Consider the following 25,968-nt stretch of genomic DNA (forward strand, 5'->3'; position numbering starts at 1 on the left):
TTCCTATGTGAGGCACGGGAATCATTTCGCGGGCAACTTGACTTGAGGCACCTCGGCCGGTAGTAACGCAGATCTCAGATCTCGGCGCCCGCGTCATCGGTGTGCGCGGTGCCCTTGGCACCCTGAGCAGACTCGGCGCCCCGAGTCTGCGTGGACTCCTGATGCCCCAATGCGGCACGGACGAGCCCCTCGACGTCGGAGGCCACCGCATCCACCGCGCGGTCCACCGGCACCCCGGAGCCGTCACGGCGACCCCACTCACTGGGCAGCACACGAGCCGCACCGTTGGCCGCTGCCCCCATCGCCGGGGCCGAACCCGCCCAGCCGAGGGTGAGCCGATCCTCGCCCCGCAGCAGCCGATGCGCCCGTACACCGGCAGTGCCCCGCCCCTTGGCGGGAAACTCCTGCAGATCCGTCAGCTTCACCGAGCCAGACTCGAAGCCCTCCAGCGGTTCGTCCCCTGCGGCCACCGTGACGACCACTGCCGCACCCGGCTCGGCGGACTCGTCGGCATCTGCCGCGGGGACCACCGTGAAGCCGAGCACCTGGTCACCCTCGGAGAGCCGTATCCCCGCCATCCCGGCCGCCGAGCGACCCTGCGGGCGCACCAGGGCCGCGTCATAGCGCAGCAGCTGGGCACCAGCGGTCACGAAGACCAGCTGATCAGCGTCATCTGCGGCGACGTCGACGCCGACCACCCTGTCCTTGCCCTTCAGGGAGATGATCTCCCACTCATCACGGTTCAGCGGATACTCCGGGTTCACCCGCTTGACCCGGCCCTCAGCCGTGCCCACGGCCAGGACCGCATCCAGCGGGACGAAGCCCAGCAGAGTCTCCCCGCGGGCCAGGGACAGAAACTCCTTGACCTTCGCTCCCTGGGTCAGCGCCACCCGCCCCGAGGTCACCTCAACTGCCGGCATATCCACCACCGGCACACGGATCATGCGCCCGGCGGAGGTCACCGCGCCGATCTCCGCCCGCGCCGAGGTGGCCACCACCGAGGCCAGCGCATCATGGCGATGGCGGCGGCTCGGGCTCAGCAGCGCCGAACGGTCCGTCGTCCTCGCCAGCTGCCCGGAGGTCGAGAGCAGCACCCAGCACGGCTCATCAGCGATCTGCAGGCCTGCCGCCGGTGTCTCGGTGGTCCCGCCCTTCGGCGCCGCAGCTGTCTCCAGGGTCTCGGCCTCGGCCAGCTGGGTCCGGCGGTCGTCGCCGTGGGCCTCAGCCACGGCATCGAGCTCTGCGGCCACCGTCTCGCGCAGCTTCGTCTCAGAATCCAGGATGGCGGCCAGCTCGGCGATCTCCTCTTCGAGCCGCTGCTTCTCCTGCTCCAGCTCCAAGGTCGAATACCGCGTCAGCTGCCGCAGACGCAGCTCCAGGATGTGGTCAGCCTGGGGGACGGTGAGGTCGAAGACGGCGATGAGCCGTTCGCGCGCGGTCGCGGTGTCCTCGGCGGCCCGGACGATCTGGATGACGTCGTCGATGTCTAGGATCGCGATCAGCAGCCCTTCGACCAGGTGCAGCCGTTCCCGGCGCTTACTCAGCCGGAACGTCGTGCGGCGCCGGACCACGTCGATGCGGTGGTCCACGTAGACCTGCAGCATCTCCACCAGCCCCATGACCCGAGGCTGGCCGTCCACCAGGGCGACGTTGTTGATCCCGAAAGAGTCCTCCATCGGGGTGAGCCGGTAGAGCTGGGCGAGCACTGCCTTCGGGTCGAAGCCGGTCTTCAGTTCGATGACCATGCGCAGGCCGTGCTTGCGGTCGGTGAGGTCGAGGACGTCGGCGATGCCGGTGAGCTTCTTGGCCTGCACGGCGTCTTTGATCTTCTCGATGACCTTCTCGGGGCCCACCATATAGGGCAGCTCGGTCACCACGATCCCGGTGCGCCGCGCCGAGACCTGCTCGATCGAGACTGTGGCGCGGGTCTTGAAGGAGCCGCGTCCGGTGCGGTATGCATCACGGATCCCGTCGGTGCCCACGATGCGCCCGCCCGAGGGCAGATCAGGGCCCGGGATAAAGGACATCAGCTCGTCGAGATCCGCCTGCGGATTCATCACCAGATGCTTGGCTCCGGCGACCACTTCGCGCAGATTATGCGGTGCCATATTCGTCGCCATCCCGACGGCGATGCCGGAGCTGCCGTTGACCAGCAGATTCGGGAAGGCCGCCGGGAGCACCGTCGGCTGGGTCATCTGGTTGTCATAGTTGGGCTCGAAATCGACGACGTCCTCATCGAGATCAGCCGTCATGGACAGCGCTGCGGCAGTCATGCGCGCTTCGGTGTAGCGCGGCGCGGCCGGGCCGTCGTCGAGTGAGCCGAAGTTGCCGTGCCCATCCACCAGGGGCAGCCGCAGCGAGAACGGCTGAGCCAGCCGCACCAGAGCGTCATAGATCGCCGCGTCGCCGTGCGGATGAAGCTTACCCATCACCTCACCGACCACACGGGCGGACTTCACATGCCCGCGGTCAGGCCGCAGCCCCATCTGCGACATCATGTACAGGATCCGCCGCTGCACCGGCTTCAGACCGTCCCGGGCGTCGGGCAGAGCGCGGGAGTAGATCACCGAGTAGGCATATTCGAGGAACGAGGTCTCCATCTCAGCGGAGACGTCGATGTCGATGATCTGCTCCTCCGGGGTCACCGGAGGCTGATCTCCGGAGCGGGAGCGCGAAGAGGTAGTACGTCGAGCCATAGCAGGTGCCGGCGGTCCTCACAGGTGTCGGGGGATGGTCAAGGGCCTGGACCGCCCCGTGCAGGTGGGCCGGTCACTCGGTGTGTCGGGTGTCTTGGGCGGGGCCCGACGTGCCGGGTCCGTCCCCGATCCTAGGGCCAGCACCACGACAATGGCGGGATTTGGGCTGCCTCGACCGGGTCGTGAGGAGGACGGGCCCGGCGGCACTGAGGGCTCGGCGGCCCGGCAGAGATGACCTAGAGTGAGACTATGGCACGCCTCACCCCGTCCCGGGGCTACCCCGCACATTGGGAGGCCGATGTCGTGCTGCGCGACGGTGCGGCCGCCCACCTGCGCCCGATCAGCATCGAAGATGCCGACCGGCTGCAACGGATGCACGCCGGGCAGTCGGAGTCCTCCATCTACCTGCGCTACTTCACCTATAAGTCCGCGCTGACCGAGAAGGAGCTGCAGCGCTTCACCGATGTGGACTACGTGGACCGGGTGGCCTTCGTGATCCTGCTCGACGAAGAGATCATCGGCGTCGGCCGGTTCGACCGCCTCGAAGGGACGGCAGAGGCGGAGGTCGCCTTCAATATCTCCGACGCCCATCAGGGGCGCGGACTCGGATCCATCCTGTTGGAACACCTGGCCGCCGCCGGGCGGGAACGTGGCATCGAACGTTTCAGCGCGGAGGTGCTGCCGGAGAACCGGAAGATGCTCGTGGTCTTCTCCGAGGCCGGGTACGAGGTCCAGCGCCGCTTCGAGGACGGTGTGGTGCTGCTGGAATTCCCCATCGACCCGACGGACCGGTCCCGTGAGGTCATGGAATCGCGTGAACACCGTGCCGAGGCCCGCAGCGTCGGCGAGCTGGTGGCTCCGGAGCACGTCGCCGTCATCGGCGCCTCCCGGGAGTTCGGCTCAGTGGGATACCACGTGCTGCAGAACATCGTCGAAGGGCATTTCACCGGCGGTGTGCGCTCGATCAATCCGGAGGCCTTCGAGGTCGGCGGCGCTGAGGCCTTCGGCTCACTCGAAGAGTTGGGGGAGGACGTCGACCTCGCCGTCGTGGCAGTGCCCCGCGCTGAGCTCGAAAGTGTCGTCGCCGACTGCGGACGCCATGGTGTGCGCGGGATTCTCGTGTTCTCCGACGGCCTGGAGTCAGCCTCGGAGGAGGGCATCGACCAGCGGGGGCTGGTGCGGCTGGCCCGCCGGTACGGGATGCGGGTGATCGGGCCGGCCTCTGTGGGACTGCTCAACACCGCCCCTGAGGTATCGCTGAACGCCTCACTCTCACCGAAGATGCCCCTGCGCGGCCGTGTCGGGCTGTTCAGCCAATCCGCCTCGATCGGCGTCTCCCTGGTGGCTGCGGCGCATCGGCGGTCGATGGGTCTGAGCTCGGCACTGTCCGTGGGCAACCGTGCGGACCTCTCAGGCAATGACGCCATGCAGTATTTCGAAGATGACGAGGCCACCGCCGCCGTCGGAGTGTATCTGGAGAGCTTCGGCAATCCCAGGAAGTTCTCTCGGATCGCCCGTCGGCTCTCCCGCAGCACACCGGTGGTGGTCGCCAAGTCCGATGTGATGGGTCGGCGGCTGCCACCGGGCCATGAGGTGCGCACCACCCGTGCCCCGCAAGGTGCAGTGGACTCGATGCTGGAGCACTCCGGGGTCATCCAGGTGGACAACCACGACGCCCTGATGGATGTGCTGCAGATTCTGGCCACGCAACCCTTGCCGGAGGGACACCGGCTGGGCGTGCTCGCCAATGCGCCCTCCCTGGCGCGGGTGCTTGCCGATGCGGCGGATTCGCACGGGATGCGTGCCACCCGGATCGACGGTGACTTGGACCTCGAAGGCACACGGCGTGAGGCGACGGCGGCCTTGGAGAAGGCGCTGGCAGAGGTGGCCGCCGCAGAGGACGTCGACGCCGTAGCGGTCTGCCTGCAGCCCTCGATCACCGGTGATATGCCCGAATGGATGCCCACATTGGCGCAGGTGGCCCGTGCCGGGGGCAAGCCGGTGGTGGTCTCCCTAATCGGTGTGCTCGATCCCCGGGCACCGTTGAACTACATCGGCGACGCCGCAGCGGTGGAGCAGACAGGGGAACCTCAGCCGGGGATCCCCGTGTTCTCCTCACCGGCGCGGTCGGTGGAGGCGCTGTCCGCCGTCGTGCGCTATCAGCGGTGGCGTCAGGGCGGAGTGGGGGAACCGTTCATTCCGGCCGGGCTGGAGGCCTCGGCGGTGCAGAAGCAGGCTGACGAACTGTTGGACCGGTGGCTGACCGCGACCTCGGGGACACAGCTGCAACGGTTGACGGCGGAACAGAGCAGCCAGCTTCTGGAGCTCTACGGGATGTCTGTGCTGCCGTCGGTGGGTTTCGAGACGGAGGACGAGGCCGTCGATGCCGCACAGACCCTGGGATATCCGGTGGCGCTGAAGGCGAGAAACGATTACCTGCGGCATCGCCTGGATCTGGGCGGGGTGCGGCTGAGCATCACAGATGAGCAGATGCTGCGCCGTGCGGTGCAGGATATGCGCGCGGATCTCGCTCGCTACGGCGCCTCGGGGCTTGAGGTCCAGGCGATGGCCCCACCGGGTCAGGGGTGTATGGTACGGGCCATCGAGGACCCGCTGATGGGGCCGGTGCTGTCCTTCGGGATCTCCGGTGATGCGGTGGATCTGCTCGATGACTGGGCCCATGCCGTGCCGCCCATGACGGACAAGGACCTGCGTCGGCTGATCCGGCGGCCGCGTGCCGCGGTGAAGCTGCAGGGTCACCAGGGGATTCCCGGTGTCGATATGGATGCGCTGGAGGATACGCTGCAGCGCATCGCGATGCTCAAGGACAACCATCCGCAGGTGGCGCTTTTGGAGGTCGCTCCGCTGCTGGCCTCGGCGGAGGGAACGAATATGCTCCACGTCCGGATCGAGATCGCCGACTACGAACAGCGCACCGACTCTGCCCGTCGCGCCCTCTTCCAATACTGACCCACCCACGTTTATCCGAATCCTCTGCGTGATCCGGTCTCTATAAGGGACGGATTCTGCAGAGGATTCGGATAAACGTGCTGTGGCTCAGCGGGGGATACCTGCAGCGAGCAGCAGACGTTCCAGACGGGAGCGGTCGACGAGGTCCGACCACACCACACGCACCACTCTGCGGCCTGTGCTGCGGATCGCATCCTCTCGCAGCTTCTTCGCCCACACCGTCTGCTCCGGCGCGGAACCCACCCCGGCGTCGGGGACACCAGGGCTATCGGCACGAGGGGTCCGGTATTTGACCCGCCCATCGAATTCGACGACGACGCCGGCCTCCCGCCACTCGAAGTCCACCCGATAGGTGCGCTCACCGGTGCTGATGAGGCTCTGCAGCGCCGGCGGCTGAAACCCCAGCTGATGCATGCGTATCCGAAGCACGCTCTCGCCGACCGATTCGGCGCGTGCATCGGCGAGAGCCAGTGCCTGCGACCACCGGTTCATCAGGCGTGTGGAACTGATGTGGGTCTCCCATCGGCGCAGCTGCGCCATGTTCCAGGGTCCACCCCGGCAACGCCCGGCCAGCAGGGAATCGAGGATGACCACGGCATCTGTCACAGTGAGCCGGGGGACGGTATCAGCGGCAGCCAACCCCAGGGGCTCGACGTGGTAGGGCCTCTCCACACCGGAGATCCCCGGAAGCGTCTCTGCGGGCAACGACGTCGAGGGGTTCTCCCACTCGCCGTCGCCGATGCGTCGTCTCAGCTCATCGCGGCGGTGCCCTTTGTAGCGGGCGGGTTCGATGAGCCGCGTGGGCACGCCGTCGGGCACCGTCTCCCGTGCCGAAGGGCCCGGGCTGCGCCCGAAGGGTGGAGGTGCTGGACGGGTCCCCACCACGGTGCGGTCATAGGTGCGCAGATGAACGGCCGCCGGCGTGTGCAGCAGGGGCACACTGTGGAGCAGCAGTGCCGACTCACGGCAGAAGATGCCTGTGGGATGCTGCAGCGCCGTCGCAGCGACGGCGGCAGCGTGTCGTTGCCAGGGAGCCGCGTCCTTCCACGACTGTGCGGAGGTGTAGACGCCGCGGCGCAGCCGCACTGCCTCACCCCGGCGGACTCGCTCGGCGTATGCGGTGCCGGTATGGACGTCGTCGTCGCGCGGGCCGGCACGGTGCAGTGCGATAGTGCCGTTCTGCGGTGCGTGCGGAGGCAGGGTGTGAGATCCAGCGGGGGCAGATGTCATGCCTCCACTTTCAGGCCGATGAAGCAGGGACACGAGCCCTTCGGAGGGAACTGTGGACAACGGAGGCCCCTCACCGCTGCTCACGGCAGGTGTGGAAGACTCCCACCCACAAAAATCCGGACTGCTTCAGTTATCCGTCCCCACGGGCAGCCGGATTCCCCAGAGGATTCGGATAAACGTGCAGTGGGTCAGACGGAGCCGGTGGTGCGGACGTGGGCGGCCAGACGCTCGAGCCCCTCGTCGATGCTCACCGCCGGTTCCCAGTCCAGAGCGGTACGGGTCTCACGCTGATCGAACCAATGCGCCGTCGAGAGCTGTTCGGCTAGGAACTTCGTCATCGGAGGCTCATCCTCATGCTCGCCGAGTGCCCAGATCTTCTCCACCGCCAGCCCGAGGACCTTCGCCACTCCGGGCGGAATCCGCAGCCGAGGCCGCGGGGCACCACCGGCGGCGGCGATCCCCATGATCAGCTCACCGATCGGCCGGGGCTCCCCATTGGTGAGCACCAGGCGCTGACCGGCGATCAGCGGCAGACGGCGCAGCCCTGCGACGAAGGCATCGACGGCATTGTCGATGTAGAGCGTATCCACCAACGCAGCCCCGGAACCCAAGATGGGCATCCGCCCGGAGCGGGCACGATCAACGATCCGTGTGGTCAGCTGGGTGTCACCCGGTCCCCACACCAGATGCGGGCGGATGATCAGCACATCCATCCCCGCCCCGTCGAAGGCCGTGCGCGCACGATCCTCAGCCAGCAGTTCGGCGGCCGCCTTGGTCTGGGCATAATGACCTTCGGCGCGCTCCGGATCCGCCGGACCCGCCCCCTCACCCACCAGTGAGGAGCCGGCATGGGCCGTGGACGGCGATGACACGTGCAGCACCCGGCGGACCCCGGCGGCCTCGGCAGCGTCGAAGATCGCCCGAGTGCCTTCGACGTTCACCCGCTCGAAATCCTCACGACGTCCGGAGACCGAGACCTTCGCCGCCATATGGATCACAGCATCCTGACCGTTGACGGCGGCGGCCACCGCGTCAGGGTCGTTCAGCGAGCCGCGCACATCAGTGGCCCCGTCGACCTCAGAGGCACTGCGCTGCAGGGTGGTCACCCGATAGCCCAGCTCGACCAACCCTTTCGCCACCGAACGCCCGAGCAGCCCGGAGGCTCCGGTGAGCAGCACGCGGGCGCCGGGGAGGATTTCCTGGGTCTCGCTCATGGTGTCCTCCTCATGGTGTCCTCGGCCTCCTGCCGGCCAGCACACTCTCAGACCACTGGGCCAGACGGCTTCGGTCGATCTTCGAGTTGTGCCGGATGTCAGTCGGCAGCTGCTCCAGAATGAGCACTGCGGCCACCGGAACGGAGACTGCTCCGCGGACTCGAGCCGCGAACTCCGGGTCAGCCATCGGAGTCCGACCGGCCTGGAGCCCACCGACCCCCTCATCAGGTTCGACGACGACCACCACGGCTTGCGCGCCGGCCGGTCCCACACCGACGGCGGCACTCCGGCCGACTTCGGCCAGGCCGTCCACCGGTGTTTCCACAGTGCCGGGACCGATCGGCCCCGCAGCAGTGGTGATGACATGCTGCACACGCCCCTGGATCCAGAGCCGTCCGGAGCCATCGATATGACCGACGTCGTTGGTGCGGTGCCACAGCAGACCGTCGTGGGTGTCCCGGCTGCTGGCGCGTTCGGTCGCCCACAGCCGGTCATACCCTGCTTTCAGATGCGCGGCGGAGACCACGATCTCGGCAAGCACTCCGGTGGCATCAGCCGGATCCACCAGCTGATCGGCCGGTGCCCCCTGGGCATCCAGCGGAGCCAGCGCGAAGCGCACCCCCGCGACCGGACGTCCCACGCACACCCCGGGCTGCCCGGAGGTCATGGCGTCAAGGATCTCGCGGCGTTCGATATCGGCCTGAAGCAGCCCCTCGGTCATGCCATAGGGGGTGTGGATCTCCGCGGAGGGAAAGAGCCGGTGCACTGATTCCAGCAGGTCCGGGTGCACTGGCGCGCCAGCGGAGAGCACCAGCGTCAGCGCCTCGAGGCTTCGGCGCTGTGCTGCGCTGAGCTCGTCGGCCGTCGCCGCGACGTTGCGCAGTGCGGCCGGTGAGCCGAAGAACATGGTGGCCTGACCGGCCTGGGCTGCCTCAGCCACGGCGGCGGCAGTGAGCGTGGCCGGCTTGGTGACCGACATATCAGGTGTCACCGACGTCGCCCCGATGGCCGGGCCCAGCAGGGCGAAGGGTGCGAAACCGGCGATCAGCGAGGAGCCAGCTTCCACGGCGAACTGCCGGCGCAGCAGAGCCACCAGCGCCCCGAGCCGCGCGTGGGTGTAAACTACGCCCTTCGCCGGCCCGGTGGAGCCTGAGGTGAACAGTACCGCGGCCTCATCATCCGGACCGGGTGCAGGTACCTCGTCGGGGCGGCGGCCCCGGTGGCTTGCACGCAGCGCCTCGATCGAGGCGACGGTGCCGAAGAGCGCAGCGGCCGCGCCGTCCATCCGATCCACGGAGATCCGCTGACCCGGCCACCGCAGCGACCGCGCCACACCCAGCCCCGGCTTCTCTCCGATGACCCAGTCCGGCCGGGCACTGCGGACCGCCCGCGTCATCCCCTTCAGCCCCAGGCCCGCATCGGCGACGACGCCGACGGCCCCCAGCCGCAGGCAGGCGTAGAGGATGACGGTGAGATCATTGCCCGGCTGCACCAGCAGCGAGACCCGATCCCCGGAGCAGACCCCCAACTCGAAGAGTCCACAGGCGACGGCGTCGATCTCCGTGGCGAGCTCCGCCCAACTCAGAGCGGTGCCCTCGGAGGTCATGTCCACCACGGCGGGGGCGTCGGGATGCTCAGCGCTCATCCGCTGGAGCTGTTCATGCATACCCAGCACCTCGCCCGCCGGGGCGGGGGAGCGCCGCGGGGCGGCGGGGCTGGTGTGCTCTGCGGGGAAGCGGTCATCGAGCCAGGTGAGCAGTACCGAGGAGACCTCGCTGTCTTCGGCGAGCATGTGCCCAGCCCCTTCGAACCGGTGGAGATCCGCCGCGGGAATCCGCTGCTGGAGATCCTCCAGATGCCGCTCCTGGAACACCGGGTCACGGGGTCCCCAGATGATCAGCGCCGGGTCCTGCCACCGGCTCAGCCCGGAGGATATCTCCTCGAGGGCGGCACGGGAGAGGTGGTCGGCGGTGGCGGGAATATCGGCCACGAAACCACCGATCCCCCCACGGCGGGACCTGGTCCGGTAGGGCAGGCGGTAGGCCTCGCGTACCTCAGCGGGCAGGCCACCGTCGGTCAGTGAGAGGGTGACGTCCAAGAAACTCGGGGTCTCGATGGTCGAGGTCTCGAGCACCCCGGGGATCAATGCGGCACGAAGGGCGGCGGGAACCGGCTCATCGGTGGGGTGATCCACGGCCGTGTTCAAGGTGGTGACGGCATCGACGATGTCAGCATGACGCACCGCCCAGCCCAGCGAGATCACCCCGCCCCAATCGTGGCCCAGGGTGATCAGCGGTCGGGTCTGATCGACATCCAGCGCGCTGATCACGGCATCGAGATCGTCCAACCGCTGATCCAATGTGCGGTAGGAGGCTTCCGTGGAGCCGTCGGTGCGGCCCGGACGAGGTGGGGCGGAGTGGGCTAGCCGTTCGGAGAAGCCCATATCCAGTTGGTCCGGGGCGATGACGCGCCACCCGGCGCCCGCACGCTCCGCCTGTTCCAGGGTCGCGGAGATGACGTGGCGCCAGAGATAGGACCAGGTCGGATTGCCGTGCACGGCGATGAGCGTCCCGCGGACCCCAAGACCGCGGGCGGCCAGCGCGGGCCCGGTGTCCAGTACGTGGAAGCCCCGAGGGCCATCGGCGACCTCCACCGTGACCAGCCGCGACCACTGCGGGTTCAGACCAGGTAGGGGGTCGCCGGAATCGTCGCTGGGCAGACGCGGCGGCTCTGCGTCGATCGGCCGTTGCGGGCGCCGCAGCAGTGCCTGCGCCCGTTGGGCGAAGCTCGGTGCGCTCATCGATTGACCACGTCCCGACTCATGATCCGACTCCGGTTCACCACTCGATCTCCAGAAGCGCCGTGTTCAGGCCGGAGCCCACGCCCAGGCACAGCACCCGGTCTCCGGCGGACAGGTTCTCGGCCTCCCGGGCCAGCGTGATCGGCAGCGAGGCCGGGCCGACATTGCCCAGCTCCGGGTAGGTCACCGGCACGCGGCGCTTATCGATCTTCGCCGCCTTGATGATGGCCGAGGTGTGCAGCGAGGAGACCTGATGGGTGACATAGGCGTCCATGTTCTGCCAGTCGAAATGCTCCTGCGCCTCATTCCAGGCATCCATCACCAGCTCCAGGCCGCCCTCCAGCAGCCCGCGGGCGTCGGTGAACATGCCCTCGTTGGACCCGACGCACAGGTTATGGTGCTGCGTCGCGGCCCGGACCACACCGCCGTGGATGCGGTGGCCCTCGGGGTGCAGGTCAGCGGGTCCGACGACGCCGGCGGCTGCCCCGCAGCCCAAGGTCAGGGAGGCGAACTCCTTCATGAAATCGTCGCGTGAAGGCATCGACTCCAGCGAATTGATGCGCTCGACGGTGGCGTCCTGCACCTTGCGGGCGTCCTCGCCGTTGACGATCAGCACGTACTTGGCCTGACCGGCGTCGATCATCGATGACGCCAGTGTCATCGCGTTGACGAAGCCGAGGCAGGCGTTGGTGATGTCGAAGTTCATCGCTGAGGACGGCAGTCCGAGATCCGAATGGATGCCCACCGCCACTGAGGGTTCCAGGTGATCCCGGGAGACGGAGGTGTTGATCATCAGTGAGACGTCCTCCGGACCGATGCCGGCGGCGTGCAGCGCCTTGCGTGCCGCCTCGACGGTACCGCGCCGGTTCCCGTCGTCGTCGGCCCAATTGCGTCGGGTCTTCACACCGGCAACCCGCTGGAGGAGTCCCTTCGGCAGCTTCAGCCGCTTCAGCGCCTCGGCGAGCCGGGCGTCGATGTCCTTCGAGGTCAGCTGAACGGGGGCCTGCACCTCAGCGACGGAGAGCAGGGCGGCGTTGCGATGGTGAAAGGTGGCATTTCCTGGCACCGGACCAGTATCTCGCAGATCTGGAGCACCGGCGAATCCGAGCGCTGCCCCGCGCAGCGAGTTCTCAGGACACCCGTCCATGACACCCACCCATGACACCCGCCCCGGTGCGCGGCGGGGAACAGCGTTTAGCATAGGAGGATGACCTTCAGGCGCGACCCAGCGAAGCAGGATGCCCCGTCCTCCCTCGAGGCGGCGATATCACGTGGCGGGTTCTATCCGGATCTGACCCTGCATACGGTCCGTGAGGCCCTCGACGGCCGGGAGGCCACGCATCAGATCGTCCACGTCGATACCCACTTCGACATGGAGGAGGTGCAGCGGCACATCACCGTCCTGGCGCTGGCCGATGACGTGCTAGTGGTGGCGCATCTCGATGACCACGACGTCGAAGCCGATGAGGTCGTGGACACCAGAAACGGGGACACGGTGGCCAGGATCTCCACCGAAGTGGTCCCGGTCTCCCGCATCCGATCGCTGATCCTCTCCGAGGTGCACCGCAGCCCTGAGACCTTCGATCCGCAGCGGGCTTTGGCCGAGGTGAGCCTGACGATCCATTGGACCGGTGCCGGGCGCTTCGAGACGGCACCGGCGCAGTGCGCAGACCCCGAATGCATCGCCGACCACGGAGACAACGGCACCTGGGTGCCTGATGACATCATGCTGCGGATCGCCGCCACCGCTGAAGGTGACACCGCGGTGGATGAGGCGCGCAGCTTCGTCCGGGCGCTGCGACGGGCGGGGATCCGGCAGGCGCGATGACCGCTGCTCAGCTCGCCGCCCCGCGGCCGGTGGACTATGACGGCCAGCATCTGCGCCATGTGCTCAGCTCTGCCGCCGCCTCGGCCGGGCTGCACGGGTTCGAGAACCGGCTGGGGCTGCCGACGGCGGAGATCGTCGTGGTGGTCATGGCCGATGGGCTGGGGGATCAGTTGATCGCTCGGCATTCTGGTCATGCCCGCTTCCTTTCCAAGGCCTGGCGCAGCGGGAGATCGGCCGCCGTGCTGGATGCGGCGGTGCCGACGACGACGGCGAACTCCCTGGCCTGCCTCGGCACGGGGCGCACTCCCGGGGAGCACGGACTGGTCGGCTATGACGTCTACTCACCGGCGCATGATCGTGTGGTCAATATGCTCGGCAGCTGGGATGAGGACGTCGATCCGCACCAGTGGCAGCCCCACGCCACAGTGCTCACCCGCGCCGAACAGGCCGGTGCCACCGTGGTGACGGTCTCACGCCCGGGCTTCCGGACCTCACAGCTGACACGTGCGGCGCTCTGGGGCGGTGAGTTCCTCGGTGCCGAGGGCCTGCGGGCGCGGTTTCTCCGCGCTGAGGAGCGGATCGCGGCGCTGAGGCCCGTGCGCGGAGGCGCGCGGCAGGGCGCGGCCACCCCGGTGCTGATGTATCTCTATGTCGATGAGCTCGATAAGGCCGGGCACCGTTATGGGACTGACTCCCCGCAATGGGTGGAGGCCTTGGAAACGGTGGACCGTGAACTGGAGCAGCTGTGCCGGCGGCTGCGTCAGCGTTTCGGTGACAGCGCTTCAGTGCTGCTCACCGCAGACCACGGGATGATCGACGTCGACCCGCAGCAGCGTCTCGACGTCGCCGAGACCCCGGAGCTGCTCGACGGCGTCGCACATACCGCCGGTGAGCCCCGGCTCATGCAGCTGACCCTTGACCACACGCTCACCGAGAGCGGGGTCTCGGCGCTGCGACGGCGCTGGGAGGAGCGCTTCGGTGACCAGGCCTGGATCCGCAGCCGCGATGAGGCCGTGGAGGAGGGATGGTTCGGCGCCGTCGAGCCACGGGTGAGCGGGCGGATCGGTGATCTGCTGATCGCCCAGCACGGCGGACGCGCCCTCTTCGACACCTCACGCACCGGTGCGGGACCGCTGGGAATGGTCGGCCATCACGGTTCATTGACCGACGCCGAGCGTGAGGTTCCGCTGCTGGTGCTCAGTGGTCAGGAGCTCAGCGGCAGCTGAGATCTCGGCCCTGCAGTTCAGTCCTCTCGGGAGCCGAAGAGGATGTCATCCCACCGGGGCATGCTGGGCCGCCGGGCCCGGCCTCCCTTGGGCTGCGGCTTCGGCGGAGCCTCCGGCCCGTCGTCATCGGTGACGCCCTCACCGTCAGCATTCTCCTGGGCGCCCTCGGCACCGTCTGCGACCTCGTCGTTGAGGTCTTCGTCGCTGAGGTCCTCGCCGTTCTCCGCGTAGCTGAAGCCCCAGGCGTCGGTCTCCTCGGAATCGGCAGTGTCCGTCACATCCGTGCCGTGGTCCACAGCGCTATGGTCCACAGCGCTGAGCTGGGGACGGTTCGGCTCAGCGGGCTGCTCGTCACGGGTGAGCATCAGCGCGAGTTTGTCGTCAGACTCCTCATCGGCACCCAGGCGCCGCCCCCGACGGGCGCGCAGGATATCGAGCAGATCCTCATGCTCGGCTCCCTCCTGGTCCGAGTACTCGGACCGCCCGTTGGCGGCGCCGGTGTGCGGGGAGTTCTTCGGCGCTCCCTTCTGGGACCCCTTCTGCCCCCGTTTCTGGGTGCCACGGCGCGGAGTCAGCGAGGTGACCGCATCAGAGCGCGTGGCGCCCTGCTGAGGGCCAGCGGCGGGGGAGGAGCCGGTGCTGCTGGCGGTCTCGTCGTCGGCGGCGCTGTCAGCCGTGTCCTCACCAGTGCCATGGCCCTCGTTCGTGCTCTTGTTCGGGTTCTTGCTCGTGTCCTTGATCGCACGCGGCGAGTCGGCCCCGCCCGGAGGGAACTGGTGGGAGGGGGCTGTCCCGGTGTCGGCCTCCTCGACGTCGAAGGGGCCGTCCACCGGTGTCAGGCGACGTCGGCGCGGTGTCTCCGGCCGGGAGGGAAGGGTGTGGAGCCGCTGGGCTGTGGGAGTGTCCGGCACCAGATGACGGGTCGCGGCGTGGAACACCCACTGGGCCGGAGAGTCCAGCTCAGCGGCCATGTCCGGGTCTTCCGGGGCATCGAACCAGCAGGCCAGCTGCCATTGACCGTCCTCACGGCGCCAGGCATCCCAGCTCAGCTGTGAGGTGTCAGAGCCCAGCGCACGCAGGCGCACCCGCACCATCGCCTCGAGGGTGGCGGCAGAATCACCGAAGGCCAGGCGGTGCTGTTCCGCGGTGGAGGCCGCAGCCACCTGGGTGTCCCGGGCGCGCTGAGCGATGTGGAAACGCTCGGCGTGGACCGGACCGGCATAGTGCTCGACGTGTGCGGGGTCCAGCCCGGAGATCTCGATCATCTCCTCCACCGTGGCACCGGCGCGGATCCGCTCCTGGACATCCCGCGGGGACATCGGGGCACGCCGGGAGGCCGAGGCCTGGGGCCTGCGTGCTGCGGGTGGGGCCGGGCGGGACACAGCCGCGCGCACCGTCTCATCCAGAGCAAGTGTGTAGGTGTTCTCCTCGTCATCGACGAGGTCCAGGTGCTTGTCCCCGTTCTCAGTGCGCACACCGGTCAGCCTGAGCTGCTTCATCAATACAGTCCTCGTTCGCGGTCTGGTTCCTCAGGCTCACTCTAGCCCGTGACCGCCCTGTGCTGGTGATTCGGCTGGTGATTCGCCGGGTTCTGCGTCGCAGCAGCTGGGCTGTACTACGCCCTGAGCTGATCCGGCGGCGAGCGGATTTTGTGCAGCGGGTCCGATACGGCACAATCTGTGCGACACCACGCGCGCGATCCCTTGTCTGAGGACGGCCTCTGCGGCCTGACGATCAGCGTTCTCGGCGCGTGTCCCGATCCCAACACAAGCGGAGTGTGGAGCGACGAATGGCCACTGATTACGATGCCCCGCGGAAGAACGACGACGACGTCAGCGAAGACTCCATCGAGGAGTTGAAGAACCGCCAGCCGAACCATCAGTCCTCCGTGGTGGATGAGGACGAGGCGGAGGCGGCCGAGGGCTTCGAACTTCCCGGAGCGGACTTATCCGATGAGGAGCTGCAGGTGCGGGTGCTGCCAGCCCAGTCTGATGAGTTCACCTGCTCATCCTGTTTCCTGGTCCGGCATCGCTCGCAGGTTGCCCGTGAGGAGAACGGTCTGCTCTACTGCGCAGACTGCGAGGCCTGAACCAGGTGGGGCAGTCGCCGGCGACGCCGCTGAGGCAGATCCGCGCCAGCCCCACCGGCTGCCTCGTCTGAAGAGAATCTCATAGGACTGACACCCTCAGAGACTGTTCGGGGGACCCTTCGACGTCGAAGGGTCCCCCGAACAGTCTCTGCTGTGGTCGCTGTCTCTACCGTGGTGACGTCATCGTCCTGCACCCGGGCTCGCTCGTCCGGTACGGGGTTGTCCGGTACAGCGTCGGCCGGTACTGGCATGAGCCGGCGCTGGCTCAGCCGTTACTGGTTCAGCCGGTGAGGGACGCGCCGGCATCTCGGATCGGCTCGGAGGAGCCGAGGACGTCTAAGACGCGCTGGGGGTGGCGGGTCGAGAAGAGCCAGTAGGGGGTCGCATCCTGGGGATCGGTGATCTCCGCGGTCACCACCGGGTCGATCCAGCCCCGGATGCACCGGTAGGAGCGGGCATCGAGGCCCGGTCCCAGCTGTTCCCTGGCGGCGTCACCGCGGTGAGCGACCACATGGCCGATATGCGCGATCTCGATCTGCGCGCGTCCCACCGTGAGTCGATCGGCCGTGACGGTCAGCCGCGGTGTGGTGACGACCAGCGCGAACAGCACCAGAGCGATCCCCACCGCCATGGCGAGGAACCCGAAGACCGCGTCGATCGGGAAGAACATCAGGGAGACGGAGGCACCGATAAGCGTCCCCGCGGTCCAGATCCACCAGGCGGGCCAGAGCTTCTCGGAATGGCTGTCAGGGCGAGTCGTCATAGTCATCCAGGGTCTCATGAATGCGTAGACTCGGACACGTCGCTCGCCGTGCCGCTGAGGCAGCTGGGCGACCATCACGGACTTGAGGACCCTCATCGAGCGGAGCTGAACATGACCCCTCCTGAGACTCTGCGCATCCCGCTGCGCCGAGTGGCCCCCGATCTCCCGGTGCCCGGCTATGCCCATCCGGGTGATGCCGGGGCTGACCTCGTCAGCGCTGAGGACTTCGTCCTGGGCCCCGGGGAGCGTCGACTGGTGCCCACCGGAGTGGCCCTGGCCCTGCCGCTGGGATGGGTCGGGCTGGTCCACCCGCGCAGTGGACTGGCGGTGCGGCATGGGGTCGGGCTGGTCAACGCGCCGGGGACGATCGACGCTGGATACCGCGGTGAGATCAAGGTGTGTCTGATCAACTTCGACCCGCACGCTCAGGTGCAGTTCCATCGCGGAGACCGTATCGCCCAGCTGGTGATCCAGCGTGTGGCGCAGGCCGAGTTCGTCGTCGTGGACGAACTCGAGGACAGCCCCCGCGGTGAGGGCGGCTTCGGCTCCACCGGGACCTCGGGGGCAGCAGGCCAGAACAGCCAGTCATCGCAGGAGGAAGCATGATCTTCGGACGACGGAAGAAGACCGGGCAGACACCGGCGCCGGCGACGATCAGTGAACGGCTGGCGCAGGAGGAATCCGGCACTGAGCAGGCCACCGCGCAGGACGCCGGGAAGGACGCTGGGAAGGACGCTGAGCAGAGCGGCGAGAACAACGCCGCCCAGACGTCCCCGGCCCGGCCCGCCGTCTCTGGTGCGGGCCCCTATGACGTGGCCGATGTCGACGTCTCCAAGGGGCACCTGGATTTCGGTGCGCTGAAGGTGCCGATGACCAAAGACCAGAAAGTGCGGCTGGACGTCGATCAGCGCACGCGGCGGGTCATCGCCCTGACCATCTCCGCTGAGCAGGCCAGCATTCAGATCCAGCCCTTCTCCGCGCCGAAATCGGGTGGCACCTGGGATGAGGTGCGCGAACAGATCAAGGAGTCGATCACCGCCCAGAAGGGCCGCGCCCGCGAGGTGGACGGGCCCTTCGGCACGGAGGTCGTGGCTCGTGTACCCACTACTTTGAAGGAGGGCCGCTCCGGGTGGCGGGTGGCGCGGTTCATCGGCGCTGAAGGTCCGCGGTGGTTCCTGCGCGGAGTCATCGGAGGGCGCGGCGCCATCGATCCGCAGGCCGCCGCAGCTGTGGAGGACCTGTTCTCCCGGCTCGTGGTGGAAAGAGGGACGGACCCGATGCCCCCGCGTGAACTCCTGCCGCTGCGCCAGCCGGAGGGTGCCAAACGTGTGGTCCGTGCACGCCAGCGGCCCGAACGGACGCAGGACGCACCGAGGGTCGATCCCGCCCAGGGCACCTCGGACGAGGCGGTCGAGGAACGGAACCTCTGAGATGACGGCAGACGCCCAGCCTCCGCAGTCACCGGACGATTCTCCTCAGGGAACGGCCTCCGGATCGGCAGCTGAACCAGCACGTGAATCAGCACCCGAACCAGCACCGGCATCGGGTCCGGCGGACTCCGCGTTCTCGCGCGCGGCTTCGGGCGTCTATGCGCGGGAGGACGGCTCGCTGGATGTGATGCAGTCGTTGGGCGGTCTGCGGGGACTGCTGGAGGCCTCCTTGCCGACGGCGGCGTTCCTCGTGGTCTTCGTGATCACCCAACAGATCCTCCCGGCGGCAGTGGTCGCTGTGGGGATCGGTGGAGTCTTCGCCGTGCTGCGGCTGGTGCAGCGGGGTCCGCTGGTGCAGTCGCTCTCCGGCCTCGCCGCGATCGTCCTCTGTGCGGTGGTCGCAGGTCAGACGGGTCAGGCGCGGGACTTCTATCTCTGGGGCTTCGTGACCAATGCTGCGTATATCGTGGCGTTCGTCCTCTCGATCCTGGTGCGCTGGCCGCTCATCGGCCTGCTCTTCGGACTGGTCCGCGGTGAGGGTGTCACCTGGCGTCAGGAACCGCTGCGTGTGCGGCGCTACGGGCTGGCCACCTGGATCGTCACCGCCGTGCTGGCGGCCCGCCTGGCGGTCCAGGTTCCGCTCTACCTCGCCGATGCGCTCGTCGCCTTGGGCACCGCTCGACTGGTGATGGGCCTGCCGCTCTACGGCTTGGCACTCTGGGTGGCCTGGATGATCACCCGCCCCGAGGCCCTGGGTGATCCTGGGGCGCAGGACGCCGCCCGTCAGGATGTGCTCGACGGTGAGGCCGCCGCGACTGACCGCCGTGACGGGCTCTCATGACTCCGGCTGATCCTCCTCGCCGGGCGCGCGCGGGCTCAGCTGCGATGGGTTCAGCTGCGACAGACACAGCCGCGACAGACTCAGCCGCGGAGCACCCGGAAGAGTTCGAGGTCACGGTCGGACCGATGGCCCACGGAGGTCACTGTGTGGCCCGCCATGAGGGCCGTGTGATCTTCGTGCGCCACGCGGTGCCAGGGGAGCGCGTCCGGGTGCGGGTACAGGATCCCCAGGCGTCGGCGAAGTTCTGGCGCGGTGATGTCATCGCTGTGCTTGAGCCCTCGGAGCACCGGCGTCGTCATGTCTGGAAGCTGGCCGATGCCCTGCGCGCCTATCAGGCTGATCGTCTGCCGGTGGGTGGGGCTGAGTACGGGCATATGACCGATCAGCATCAACGCTGGACCAAAGCCCAGGTATTCCGGGACACCCTGCAGCGGGTGGGCGGCATCTCCGTCCACGAGGTCGCCTCGACCGGAGCGCTGAGCGAGGGGGAGCTGCATGTGGCAGACCCTGACGACTACGCCCGCCACCGCGGCCGAAGGGATGCTGCCGCGGACTCGACCACGGGAATGCACTGGCGCACACGGGTCAGCTTCGCCGTCAATGGCGCTGGTGCGCTGTGCATGACCCCTCACCGCAGCCACGAGCTGATCGAGCTGCGCGGGATGCCTCTGGCGGTGCAGGCCATCAACAGCTCGGCACTGTTCAGACAGGACTTCACCGGGGCGCAGACGGTGGACGTCATCGCTGCCGGGGCGCAGGCACCGTTGGCGCTGGTCGTGCGACCGGCGGCTGCGGACAGGGGAGACTCCGCCCACAGCGATCTCACCGAGCGGCTGGTGGCGATGGCCCAGGAGGATGAACGGCTGGGCACAGTGCTGCTGGCTCCACCGGCAGCGGCTCCGCGTTCTCGCTCTCCTCGAGGCCCACGGACGGGACGGCGTGGCCGCGCGCGAGCTCAGGGCAGAAAGCGCAGCACCGAGGGGCAGTCCGCACCGCAGCAACCTCCCACTCTCCTCGCCGGGCCCAGGAGCGTCGCTGAGCCCCTTCCCGCCGGGCAGGGCGGGGGTGCGAGACATGGCGGAGGTGTGTTGGCGCTTCGGCCCGAATCGTTCTGGCAGATCCACCGGAGCGCGCCCGAGGCCTTGGTGCAGACGGTGGAATCTCTGGCGCCGCTGCAGGGCGGTGAGTCGGTGGCCGACCTCTATGCCGGGGCAGGGCTGTTCACCGCCTGGGCCGCGGATCGCGTCGGAGCCGGCGGTCGGGTGCTCTCGGTCGAAGCCGCCGGGGCTTCGGCAGCCTCCGCGGCGGAGTATTTCCACGGCGATGACCGGGTCATACTGCGGCAGAGCCCGGTGGAGCATATGCTCGCCGAGCTGCCGGGACACGACGTGGTGCTGCTGGACCCGCCCCGTGCCGGTGCCGGCGCCCGGGTGATCGCCGGCATCGACGAGGCCGCCCCGCGGCGCATCGTCTATGTCTCCTGCGATCCGGCCTCCTTCGCCCGGGACGCCGCTGAGCTGCTGCGCCGCGGTTGGCAGTTCCGTGACCTGCGTATTCTCGATCTCTACCCCAACACTCATCACATGGAGTCGGTGGCAGTCTTCGAACGGTGAACGTGATCACGCACGACACGCGCGGAACCGGTGGGCTGTGACCGAGTAGGATGGTGTGCGTCACGGCTCTGAACGCTGAGGCGGTTGCCCCAGCTGGAGTCCGATGGCTCCATACTCGCGCGGCAGGATCAGGTGGTCCCGCACCGGAACACCCCGCCGCCGGAGCCGGTGGACTTCGGCGGGCTCACCCTGAGCGGCACCCATATCAGAGCCTGGTGTCCGTGCGGCACGCACCGCAGGGGCATCGTCTGTCCGGCAACGAAAGAGGAGTCCCACGTGAGCACTGTGGACAGCTTCGGCGCAAAAGGCGTACTCAACGTCGACGGCGCCGACTATGAAATCTTCCGCCTCAATACCGTCGAGGGATACGAGTCCCTTCCCTACAGTCTGAAGGTCCTGTTGGAGAACCTTCTGCGCCACGAAGATGGGGCGAACGTCACTGCTGAGGGCATCGCCGCCCTGGGGCAGTGGGATGAGACCGCTGAGCCTGATACTGAGATCCAGTTCACCCCGGGCCGTGTCCTGATGCAGGACTTCACCGGTGTGCCCTGTGTGGTGGACCTGGCCACGATGCGTGAGGCCGTCTCGGACCTCGGCGGGGATCCGGACCGGATCAACCCGCTGGCTCCTGCCGAGCTGGTGATCGACCACTCGGTGCAGATCGATTCCTTCGGCAACCATGACGCGATCGAGCGGAACATGGACATCGAGTATCAGCGCAACGAGGAGCGCTACCAGTTCCTGCGTTGGGGCCAGACGGCCTTCGACGACTTCAAGGTCGTGCCTCCGGGGATGGGGATCGTCCACCAGGTCAACATCGAGCACCTGGCGCGCACGGTGATGACCCGTGAGGTCGACGGGGTGCTGCGGGCCTATCCGGACACCTGCGTGGGCACTGACTCTCACACCACGATGGAGAACGGCCTGGGCGTGCTGGGCTGGGGTGTCGGCGGGATCGAGGCCGAGGCGGCGATGCTGGGGCAGCCGATCTCGATGCTGATCCCGCGTGTGGTCGGTTTCAAGCTCACCGGTGAGATTCCTTCGGGTGCGACTGCGACCGATGTGGTGCTGACCATCACGAATATGCTGCGTGCCCACGGGGTGGTCGGTAAGTTCGTCGAGTTCTACGGCGAGGGTGTGGCCGCGGTGCCGCTGGCCAACCGTGCGACCATCGGGAACATGTCTCCGGAGTTCGGCTCCACTGCGGCGATGTTCCCGATCGATGATGTCACCATCGATTACCTGCGTCTGACCGGGCGCACTGAGGAGCAGCTGGCGCTGGTGGAGGCCTACGCCAAGGAGCAGGGCATGTGGCATGACCCCTCCCGTGAGCTGCGGTTCTCGGAGTACCTGGAGCTGGACCTCTCCACGGTGGTGCCCTCGATCTCCGGTCCGAAGCGTCCGCAGGACCTCATCGAGCTCTCGGACTCGAAGGAGCAGTTCCGCAAGGACATCCACAACTACTCCGAGGACTCCTCGGGTGAGGTGGGCCGTCCCACCAAGCCGGTGAATGTGACCATGGAGGACGGCCGGGAGTTCGAGCTGGATCACGGTGCGGTCTCGATCGCCTCGATCACCTCCTGTACCAACACCTCGAACCCGAACGTGATGTTGGCCGCTGCGGTGCTGGCCCGCAATGCGGTGGAGAAGGGCCTGCAGAACAAGCCCTGGGTGAAGACCTCTGTGGCGCCGGGTTCGAAGGTCGTCACCGACTACTACGAGAAGTCAGGGCTGATTCCCTACCTGGAGCAGCTGGGCTTCTACGTGGTCGGCTACGGCTGCACCACCTGCATCGGTAACTCCGGTCCGTTGGAGTCGGAGATCTCCCAGACGATTCAGGACAATGATCTCGCGGTGACCTCGGTGCTCTCGGGTAACCGGAACTTCGAGGGTCGTATCAACCCGGATGTGAAGATGAACTACCTGGCCTCCCCGCCGCTGGTGGTCGCCTACGCGCTGGCTGGGACGATGGACTTCGACTTCGAGAATGACCCGCTGGGTCAGGACTCCGAGGGTCAGGACGTCTACCTGCGGGACATCTGGCCGGACCCGGCCGAGGTGCAGCGCATCATCGATGCCTCCATCGACACTGAGATGTTCACCTCCAAGTACGACACCGTCTTCGACGGTGACTACCGGTGGCAGGAGCTGAACACCCCCGAGGGATCGACCTTCGCCTGGGACGAGAACTCGACCTATGTGCGCAAGGCCCCGTACTTCGACGGGATGTCCATGGAGCCGGCCCCGGTTGAGGACGTCACCGGTGCCCGGGTGCTGCTGAAGCTGGGCGATTCGGTGACCACTGACCACATCTCACCAGCCGGTGCCTTCAAGTCCGACACTCCGGCGGGCCGATACCTGCTGGAGAACGGTGTGGAGCGGAAGAACTTCAACTCCTACGGCTCACGCCGCGGGAACCACGAGGTCATGATCCGCGGCACCTTCGCCAACATCCGTATCCGTAACCAGCTGCTCGACGGCGTGGAGGGCGGCTTCACCCGCGACTTCACCCAGGAGGGCGCCCCGCAGGCCTACGTCTACGACGCCGCGGAGAACTACCGTGAGCAGGGCACCCCGCTGGTCGTCCTCGGCGGTAAGGAGTACGGTTCCGGTTCCTCCCGTGACTGGGCGGCGAAGGGCACCAAGCTGCTGGGTGTGCAGGCGGTCATCGCGGAGTCCTTCGAGCGCATCCACCGCTCGAACCTCATCGGTATGGGTGTGCTGCCGCTGCAGTACCCCGAGGGTGAGTCCGCAGAGACCCTGGGCCTGACCGGCTTCGAGGTCTTCGACATCCAGGGCGTGACCCAGCTCAATGAGGGCACCACCCCGAAGACGGTCACCGTCACCGCGACCAAGGACGACGGCCAGACCGTGACCTTCGAGGCTGTGCTGCGCATCGACACCCCCGGAGAAGCCGACTACTACCGCAACGGCGGCATCCTCCAGTACGTGCTGCGCCAGCTGGTCGCCTGATCGCCTCGGTGTGGGCCGCGCACTCAAGTGCGCGCCCCACACCGCTGGTCCTCCCAGCTGAGGCTCACGCTGCCGGTCTATACCTGCTGCGGTGCTGATGGAGTCGATGAGGGTGAAGTCGATGAGTGAGGCCCCCTCCCCGTATACGGGGAGGGGGCCTCACTCATCGGTGGATCTCCATGTGGCTGGTGCTCGGAGACGTCAGCGCTGCCGCAGGGCGGACTCCAGATGGGAACGCATCAGGGCTGAGGCCTCCTCAGCGCGGTGCCCGGCGATATGTCCGACCAAGGCACTGTGCTCTTCCAACGAGGCGGCCCACCGTTCGTCGGAGCGCAGGGTGGTCGGTGTCAGGCACATCGACTGCACCCCGTATTTGGTGTTGGCCTCCACGAGGAATGGGTTGGCGCTGGCCTGCCAGATCTCGTGGTGGAACTCGTAGTTCAGGTCCCGACGCGCTAAGGGAGAGGCGCTGTCGAGCCTGCGCTGCTGCTCCAGCGCCTCTTCAAGCCGCAGGACGGCGTTCTCACTGCGACGCATCGCGGCCAGGCGGCATGCTTCGGCTTCGAGCAGCGAGCGGATCTCGTAGAGCTGGCCGACACGCTCGTCGTCCCAGACAGTGACCCGGGTACGCCGATTGCTCTCGCGTTCGGCCAGGCCGTCTTTGACCAGTCGGGCAACCGCCTCCCGCACCGGAGTGCGGGAGGTGCCGACAAGCTCGGCGACTGTGCGCTCGTTGAGGTCGTAGCCTTGGGCCAGCGAACCGTCGAGAATCTGCGCACGCACCTGCTCGTAGACGTGGTCGACCTGAGACTGTTTCGTCACGACGCTGCGTACCGCCCTGCAATCCGCCCGAAGACGATTCCGGCTGCCAGACCGGATCCTCCGGGGTAGTTGTCACTGAACAGACCTCCGAGCGCCTCACCGCAGGCATACAGTCCGGCGATCGGGGTTCCGTCCGACTGTAGTACACGTGCCTGCTCATCGCCGCGGAGCCCGCCGAAGGTGAAGGTGATGCCGCAGGTGACCGGGTAGGCGTAGTAGGGCGCCTGGGTGATCTCATGGGCCCAGTTCGACTTCGGCGGCTCAGTCCGCGCGGCGCGGCCGTCCTTGATGTTGGGATTGAACTGCTGCTCGGTCAGGATCGAGCTGTTGAAGGCCTCGAGAGTCGCCTCCAGGCCCTGGGGGTCGATCCCGGCCTTCTGGGCCAGCTCCGCCGGCGTCTCGGCGATGTGCTCACCGACACCGGGGACTTCGTACTCTTCGGCTCGCAGCATCGGGCGCAGCCGGGCGTCGAAGATCTGCCAGGCGACGCCTCCAGGCTGCATCAGGACCTCCTTGCCGTACTTGGCGTAGGTCAGGTTCCGGAAGTCGGCGCCCTCATCCAGGAACCGCTGGCCATCGCGGTTGACGATGATGCCCAGAGGGTAGCTCTGACGGGTGAGCCGGTTGGTCACCTCGTAGTTGGATTCGTTGTCCTCGAAGCCGGCATCCCACTGGGTGGCGTGGCAGGAGCTCCAGTCCCCACCGGAAGCCGCTCCCAGCGCCAGAGCGCTGCGCAGCATCGTGCCGGTGTTGTGCGGAGTGCCGCGGACCACGGCCTGGCGCCATGCCGGGCCCAGGTGTTCGGCGCGCATCTCTGCGCTGGCCTCGAAACCTCCGGAGCCCAGCACGGTGGCGGCGGCGCGTGCTGTGTGGCTCTGTCCCTCCTGCTGGAACGTGACACCGACGACGGCTCCCTCCTCGACGAGCAGCTCGGTGGCCTCGGCACCGTAGAGGATCTCGATGCCGCTCTCGGCGGCGATCCGGTAGTGATCGCGCATGAGCCCTTCGCCGCCGTCGACGTTGCCCACGTGCAGCCCACCCCAGAAGAGGTAGCTGCCGTCGGCACGTTCGTAGGCCTGACGCTCGTACATCAGGCGGTACCGCATCCCCTTGGCCTTCAGCCACCGCATGTCCTCAGCGATGTTCGCCGTCAAGGTGGCAGTCATCTGGGGGTCGTTCCGGCCGTGGGTGACTTTGGCGAGGTCATCGGCGTAGTCCTGGGCGCTGTAGGGCGGGACCTCGGTGCGGACGTGGCGCTCATCGTCTTCGATGAGATCGGCCAGGCTCTCGAGTCCTTCGTGGGTGATCCGCGTCGCACCGGCGGTGAAGAGGCTGTTTCCTCCGGCGCGGGACTGCGGTGCGGCCTCCAGTACGAGGACCTCTTTACCCTCATCGCGTGCGGCGTGAGCGGCGCACAGTGCCGCATTGCCGGCGCCGATGACCAGGACATCTGTGGTGTAGGTCGACATTATG

Annotated in this window: 18 protein-coding genes; 9 read left to right on the forward strand and 9 right to left on the reverse strand. The window is 67.6% G+C overall.

What is annotated here, in order from left to right:
* Nucleotides 1-74 precede the first annotated feature (74 nt).
* On the reverse strand, nucleotides 75-2,696 hold the full coding sequence (locus RIL96_RS05910; protein ID WP_310548093.1) for a DNA gyrase/topoisomerase IV subunit A: 2,622 nt from the start codon (nucleotides 2,694-2,696) through the stop codon (nucleotides 75-77).
* A 249-nt stretch (nucleotides 2,697-2,945) separates the two neighbouring features.
* On the opposite strand from RIL96_RS05910, the gene RIL96_RS05915 reads away from it, so the two are divergent.
* Entirely contained in the window at nucleotides 2,946-5,666 is a 2,721-nt protein-coding gene (locus tag RIL96_RS05915) for a bifunctional acetate--CoA ligase family protein/GNAT family N-acetyltransferase (protein WP_310548094.1), read from the forward strand.
* 87 nt (nucleotides 5,667-5,753) lie between these two features.
* Here RIL96_RS05915 and RIL96_RS05920 read toward each other — a convergent pair whose 3' ends face one another.
* From RIL96_RS05920 to RIL96_RS05935, 4 genes are all read right to left on the reverse strand, one after another.
* The gene (locus RIL96_RS05920; protein ID WP_310548095.1) at nucleotides 5,754-6,896 is read right to left on the reverse strand and encodes a hypothetical protein; all 1,143 of its coding nucleotides are present in this window, start codon (nucleotides 6,894-6,896) and stop codon (nucleotides 5,754-5,756) included.
* A gap of 188 nt (nucleotides 6,897-7,084) precedes the next feature.
* Nucleotides 7,085-8,110 (reverse strand): NAD-dependent epimerase/dehydratase family protein, encoded by a 1,026-nt coding sequence (locus RIL96_RS05925; protein WP_310548096.1) that lies wholly within the window; start codon nucleotides 8,108-8,110, stop codon nucleotides 7,085-7,087.
* Nucleotides 8,111-8,120: 10 nt separating this feature from the next.
* Complete coding sequence (locus tag RIL96_RS05930) at nucleotides 8,121-10,910, reverse strand: alpha/beta fold hydrolase (RefSeq protein WP_310548097.1); 2,790 nt, start codon at nucleotides 10,908-10,910, stop codon at nucleotides 8,121-8,123.
* A gap of 37 nt (nucleotides 10,911-10,947) precedes the next feature.
* Nucleotides 10,948-11,976 carry a 3-oxoacyl-ACP synthase III gene (locus RIL96_RS05935; RefSeq protein WP_310548098.1) on the reverse strand — a complete coding sequence of 343 codons (1,029 nt, stop codon included), beginning with the start codon at nucleotides 11,974-11,976 and terminating at the stop codon, nucleotides 10,948-10,950.
* A 141-nt stretch (nucleotides 11,977-12,117) separates the two neighbouring features.
* Between RIL96_RS05935 and RIL96_RS05940 the strand changes: the two genes are divergently transcribed.
* Nucleotides 12,118-12,738, forward strand: coding sequence for a DUF5998 family protein (locus RIL96_RS05940; protein ID WP_310548099.1), 621 nt, complete (start codon nucleotides 12,118-12,120; stop codon nucleotides 12,736-12,738).
* Nucleotides 12,735-13,964: an alkaline phosphatase family protein gene (locus RIL96_RS05945; protein WP_310548100.1), complete on the forward strand. Its 1,230-nt coding sequence runs from the start codon at nucleotides 12,735-12,737 to the stop codon at nucleotides 13,962-13,964. The genes RIL96_RS05940 and RIL96_RS05945 overlap by 4 nt, the downstream gene beginning before the upstream one ends.
* A 17-nt stretch (nucleotides 13,965-13,981) precedes the next feature.
* Here RIL96_RS05945 and sepH read toward each other — a convergent pair whose 3' ends face one another.
* The gene (gene sepH, locus RIL96_RS05950; RefSeq protein WP_310548101.1) at nucleotides 13,982-15,463 is read right to left on the reverse strand and encodes a septation protein SepH; all 1,482 of its coding nucleotides are present in this window, start codon (nucleotides 15,461-15,463) and stop codon (nucleotides 13,982-13,984) included.
* 290 nt (nucleotides 15,464-15,753) lie between these two features.
* Here sepH and RIL96_RS05955 point away from each other — a divergent pair, with 290 nt between their 5' ends.
* Nucleotides 15,754-16,053: a DUF4193 domain-containing protein gene (locus tag RIL96_RS05955; protein ID WP_310548102.1), complete on the forward strand. Its 300-nt coding sequence runs from the start codon at nucleotides 15,754-15,756 to the stop codon at nucleotides 16,051-16,053.
* Between the two features lie 280 nt (nucleotides 16,054-16,333).
* On the opposite strand, the gene RIL96_RS05960 is transcribed toward RIL96_RS05955, so the two are convergent.
* Nucleotides 16,334-16,822 (reverse strand): DUF3093 domain-containing protein, encoded by a 489-nt coding sequence (locus tag RIL96_RS05960; RefSeq protein ID WP_310548103.1) that lies wholly within the window; start codon nucleotides 16,820-16,822, stop codon nucleotides 16,334-16,336.
* A 105-nt stretch (nucleotides 16,823-16,927) separates the two neighbouring features.
* On the opposite strand from RIL96_RS05960, the gene dut reads away from it, so the two are divergent.
* From dut to acnA, 5 genes are all read left to right on the forward strand, one after another.
* Nucleotides 16,928-17,422 (forward strand): dUTP diphosphatase, encoded by a 495-nt coding sequence (gene dut, locus RIL96_RS05965; protein ID WP_310548104.1) that lies wholly within the window; start codon nucleotides 16,928-16,930, stop codon nucleotides 17,420-17,422.
* Nucleotides 17,419-18,246: a DUF3710 domain-containing protein gene (locus tag RIL96_RS05970; protein WP_310548105.1), complete on the forward strand. Its 828-nt coding sequence runs from the start codon at nucleotides 17,419-17,421 to the stop codon at nucleotides 18,244-18,246. Before dut ends, RIL96_RS05970 begins: the two co-directional genes overlap by 4 nt.
* A 1-nt stretch (nucleotide 18,247) precedes the next feature.
* On the forward strand, nucleotides 18,248-19,087 hold the full coding sequence (locus RIL96_RS05975; RefSeq protein ID WP_310548106.1) for a DUF3159 domain-containing protein: 840 nt from the start codon (nucleotides 18,248-18,250) through the stop codon (nucleotides 19,085-19,087).
* A gap of 44 nt (nucleotides 19,088-19,131) precedes the next feature.
* A complete protein-coding gene (locus tag RIL96_RS05980) occupies nucleotides 19,132-20,700 on the forward strand; it encodes a class I SAM-dependent RNA methyltransferase (protein ID WP_310548107.1) in 1,569 nt (522 codons plus the stop codon).
* 276 nt (nucleotides 20,701-20,976) lie between these two features.
* Nucleotides 20,977-23,673, forward strand: coding sequence for an aconitate hydratase AcnA (gene acnA / locus RIL96_RS05985; protein ID WP_310548108.1), 2,697 nt, complete (start codon nucleotides 20,977-20,979; stop codon nucleotides 23,671-23,673).
* Nucleotides 23,674-23,874: 201 nt separating this feature from the next.
* On the opposite strand, the gene RIL96_RS05990 is transcribed toward acnA, so the two are convergent.
* Nucleotides 23,875-24,495 carry a GntR family transcriptional regulator gene (locus RIL96_RS05990; protein ID WP_310548109.1) on the reverse strand — a complete coding sequence of 207 codons (621 nt, stop codon included), beginning with the start codon at nucleotides 24,493-24,495 and terminating at the stop codon, nucleotides 23,875-23,877.
* Nucleotides 24,492-25,964, reverse strand: a complete 1,473-nt coding sequence (gene tcuA, locus RIL96_RS05995) for an FAD-dependent tricarballylate dehydrogenase TcuA (protein ID WP_310548110.1) — start codon at nucleotides 25,962-25,964, stop codon at nucleotides 24,492-24,494. The genes RIL96_RS05990 and tcuA overlap by 4 nt, the downstream gene beginning before the upstream one ends.
* Between the last annotated feature and the right edge of the window lie 4 nt (nucleotides 25,965-25,968).

Source organism: Nesterenkonia aerolata, assembly GCF_031470965.1.
GTDB lineage: Bacteria > Actinomycetota > Actinomycetes > Actinomycetales > Micrococcaceae > Nesterenkonia > Nesterenkonia aerolata.

What these genes read in the sequence shown, in the direction of transcription:
- RIL96_RS05910 (WP_310548093.1), bottom strand. Translation starts at nt 2,696, where the DNA reads ATGGCTCGACGTACTACCTCTTCGCGCTCCCGCTCCGGAGATCAGCCT.
- RIL96_RS05915 (WP_310548094.1), top strand. Translation starts at nt 2,946, where the DNA reads ATGGCACGCCTCACCCCGTCCCGGGGCTACCCCGCACATTGGGAGGCC.
- RIL96_RS05920 (WP_310548095.1), bottom strand. Translation starts at nt 6,896, where the DNA reads ATGACATCTGCCCCCGCTGGATCTCACACCCTGCCTCCGCACGCACCG.
- RIL96_RS05925 (WP_310548096.1), bottom strand. Translation starts at nt 8,110, where the DNA reads ATGAGCGAGACCCAGGAAATCCTCCCCGGCGCCCGCGTGCTGCTCACC.
- RIL96_RS05930 (WP_310548097.1), bottom strand. Translation starts at nt 10,910, where the DNA reads ATGAGCGCACCGAGCTTCGCCCAACGGGCGCAGGCACTGCTGCGGCGC.
- RIL96_RS05940 (WP_310548099.1), top strand. Translation starts at nt 12,118, where the DNA reads ATGACCTTCAGGCGCGACCCAGCGAAGCAGGATGCCCCGTCCTCCCTC.
- RIL96_RS05945 (WP_310548100.1), top strand. Translation starts at nt 12,735, where the DNA reads ATGACCGCTGCTCAGCTCGCCGCCCCGCGGCCGGTGGACTATGACGGC.
- sepH (WP_310548101.1), bottom strand. Translation starts at nt 15,463, where the DNA reads ATGAAGCAGCTCAGGCTGACCGGTGTGCGCACTGAGAACGGGGACAAG.
- RIL96_RS05955 (WP_310548102.1), top strand. Translation starts at nt 15,754, where the DNA reads ATGGCCACTGATTACGATGCCCCGCGGAAGAACGACGACGACGTCAGC.
- RIL96_RS05960 (WP_310548103.1), bottom strand. Translation starts at nt 16,822, where the DNA reads ATGACTATGACGACTCGCCCTGACAGCCATTCCGAGAAGCTCTGGCCC.
- dut (WP_310548104.1), top strand. Translation starts at nt 16,928, where the DNA reads ATGACCCCTCCTGAGACTCTGCGCATCCCGCTGCGCCGAGTGGCCCCC.
- RIL96_RS05970 (WP_310548105.1), top strand. Translation starts at nt 17,419, where the DNA reads ATGATCTTCGGACGACGGAAGAAGACCGGGCAGACACCGGCGCCGGCG.
- RIL96_RS05975 (WP_310548106.1), top strand. Translation starts at nt 18,248, where the DNA reads ATGACGGCAGACGCCCAGCCTCCGCAGTCACCGGACGATTCTCCTCAG.
- RIL96_RS05980 (WP_310548107.1), top strand. Translation starts at nt 19,132, where the DNA reads ATGGGTTCAGCTGCGACAGACACAGCCGCGACAGACTCAGCCGCGGAG.
- tcuA (WP_310548110.1), bottom strand. Translation starts at nt 25,964, where the DNA reads ATGTCGACCTACACCACAGATGTCCTGGTCATCGGCGCCGGCAATGCG.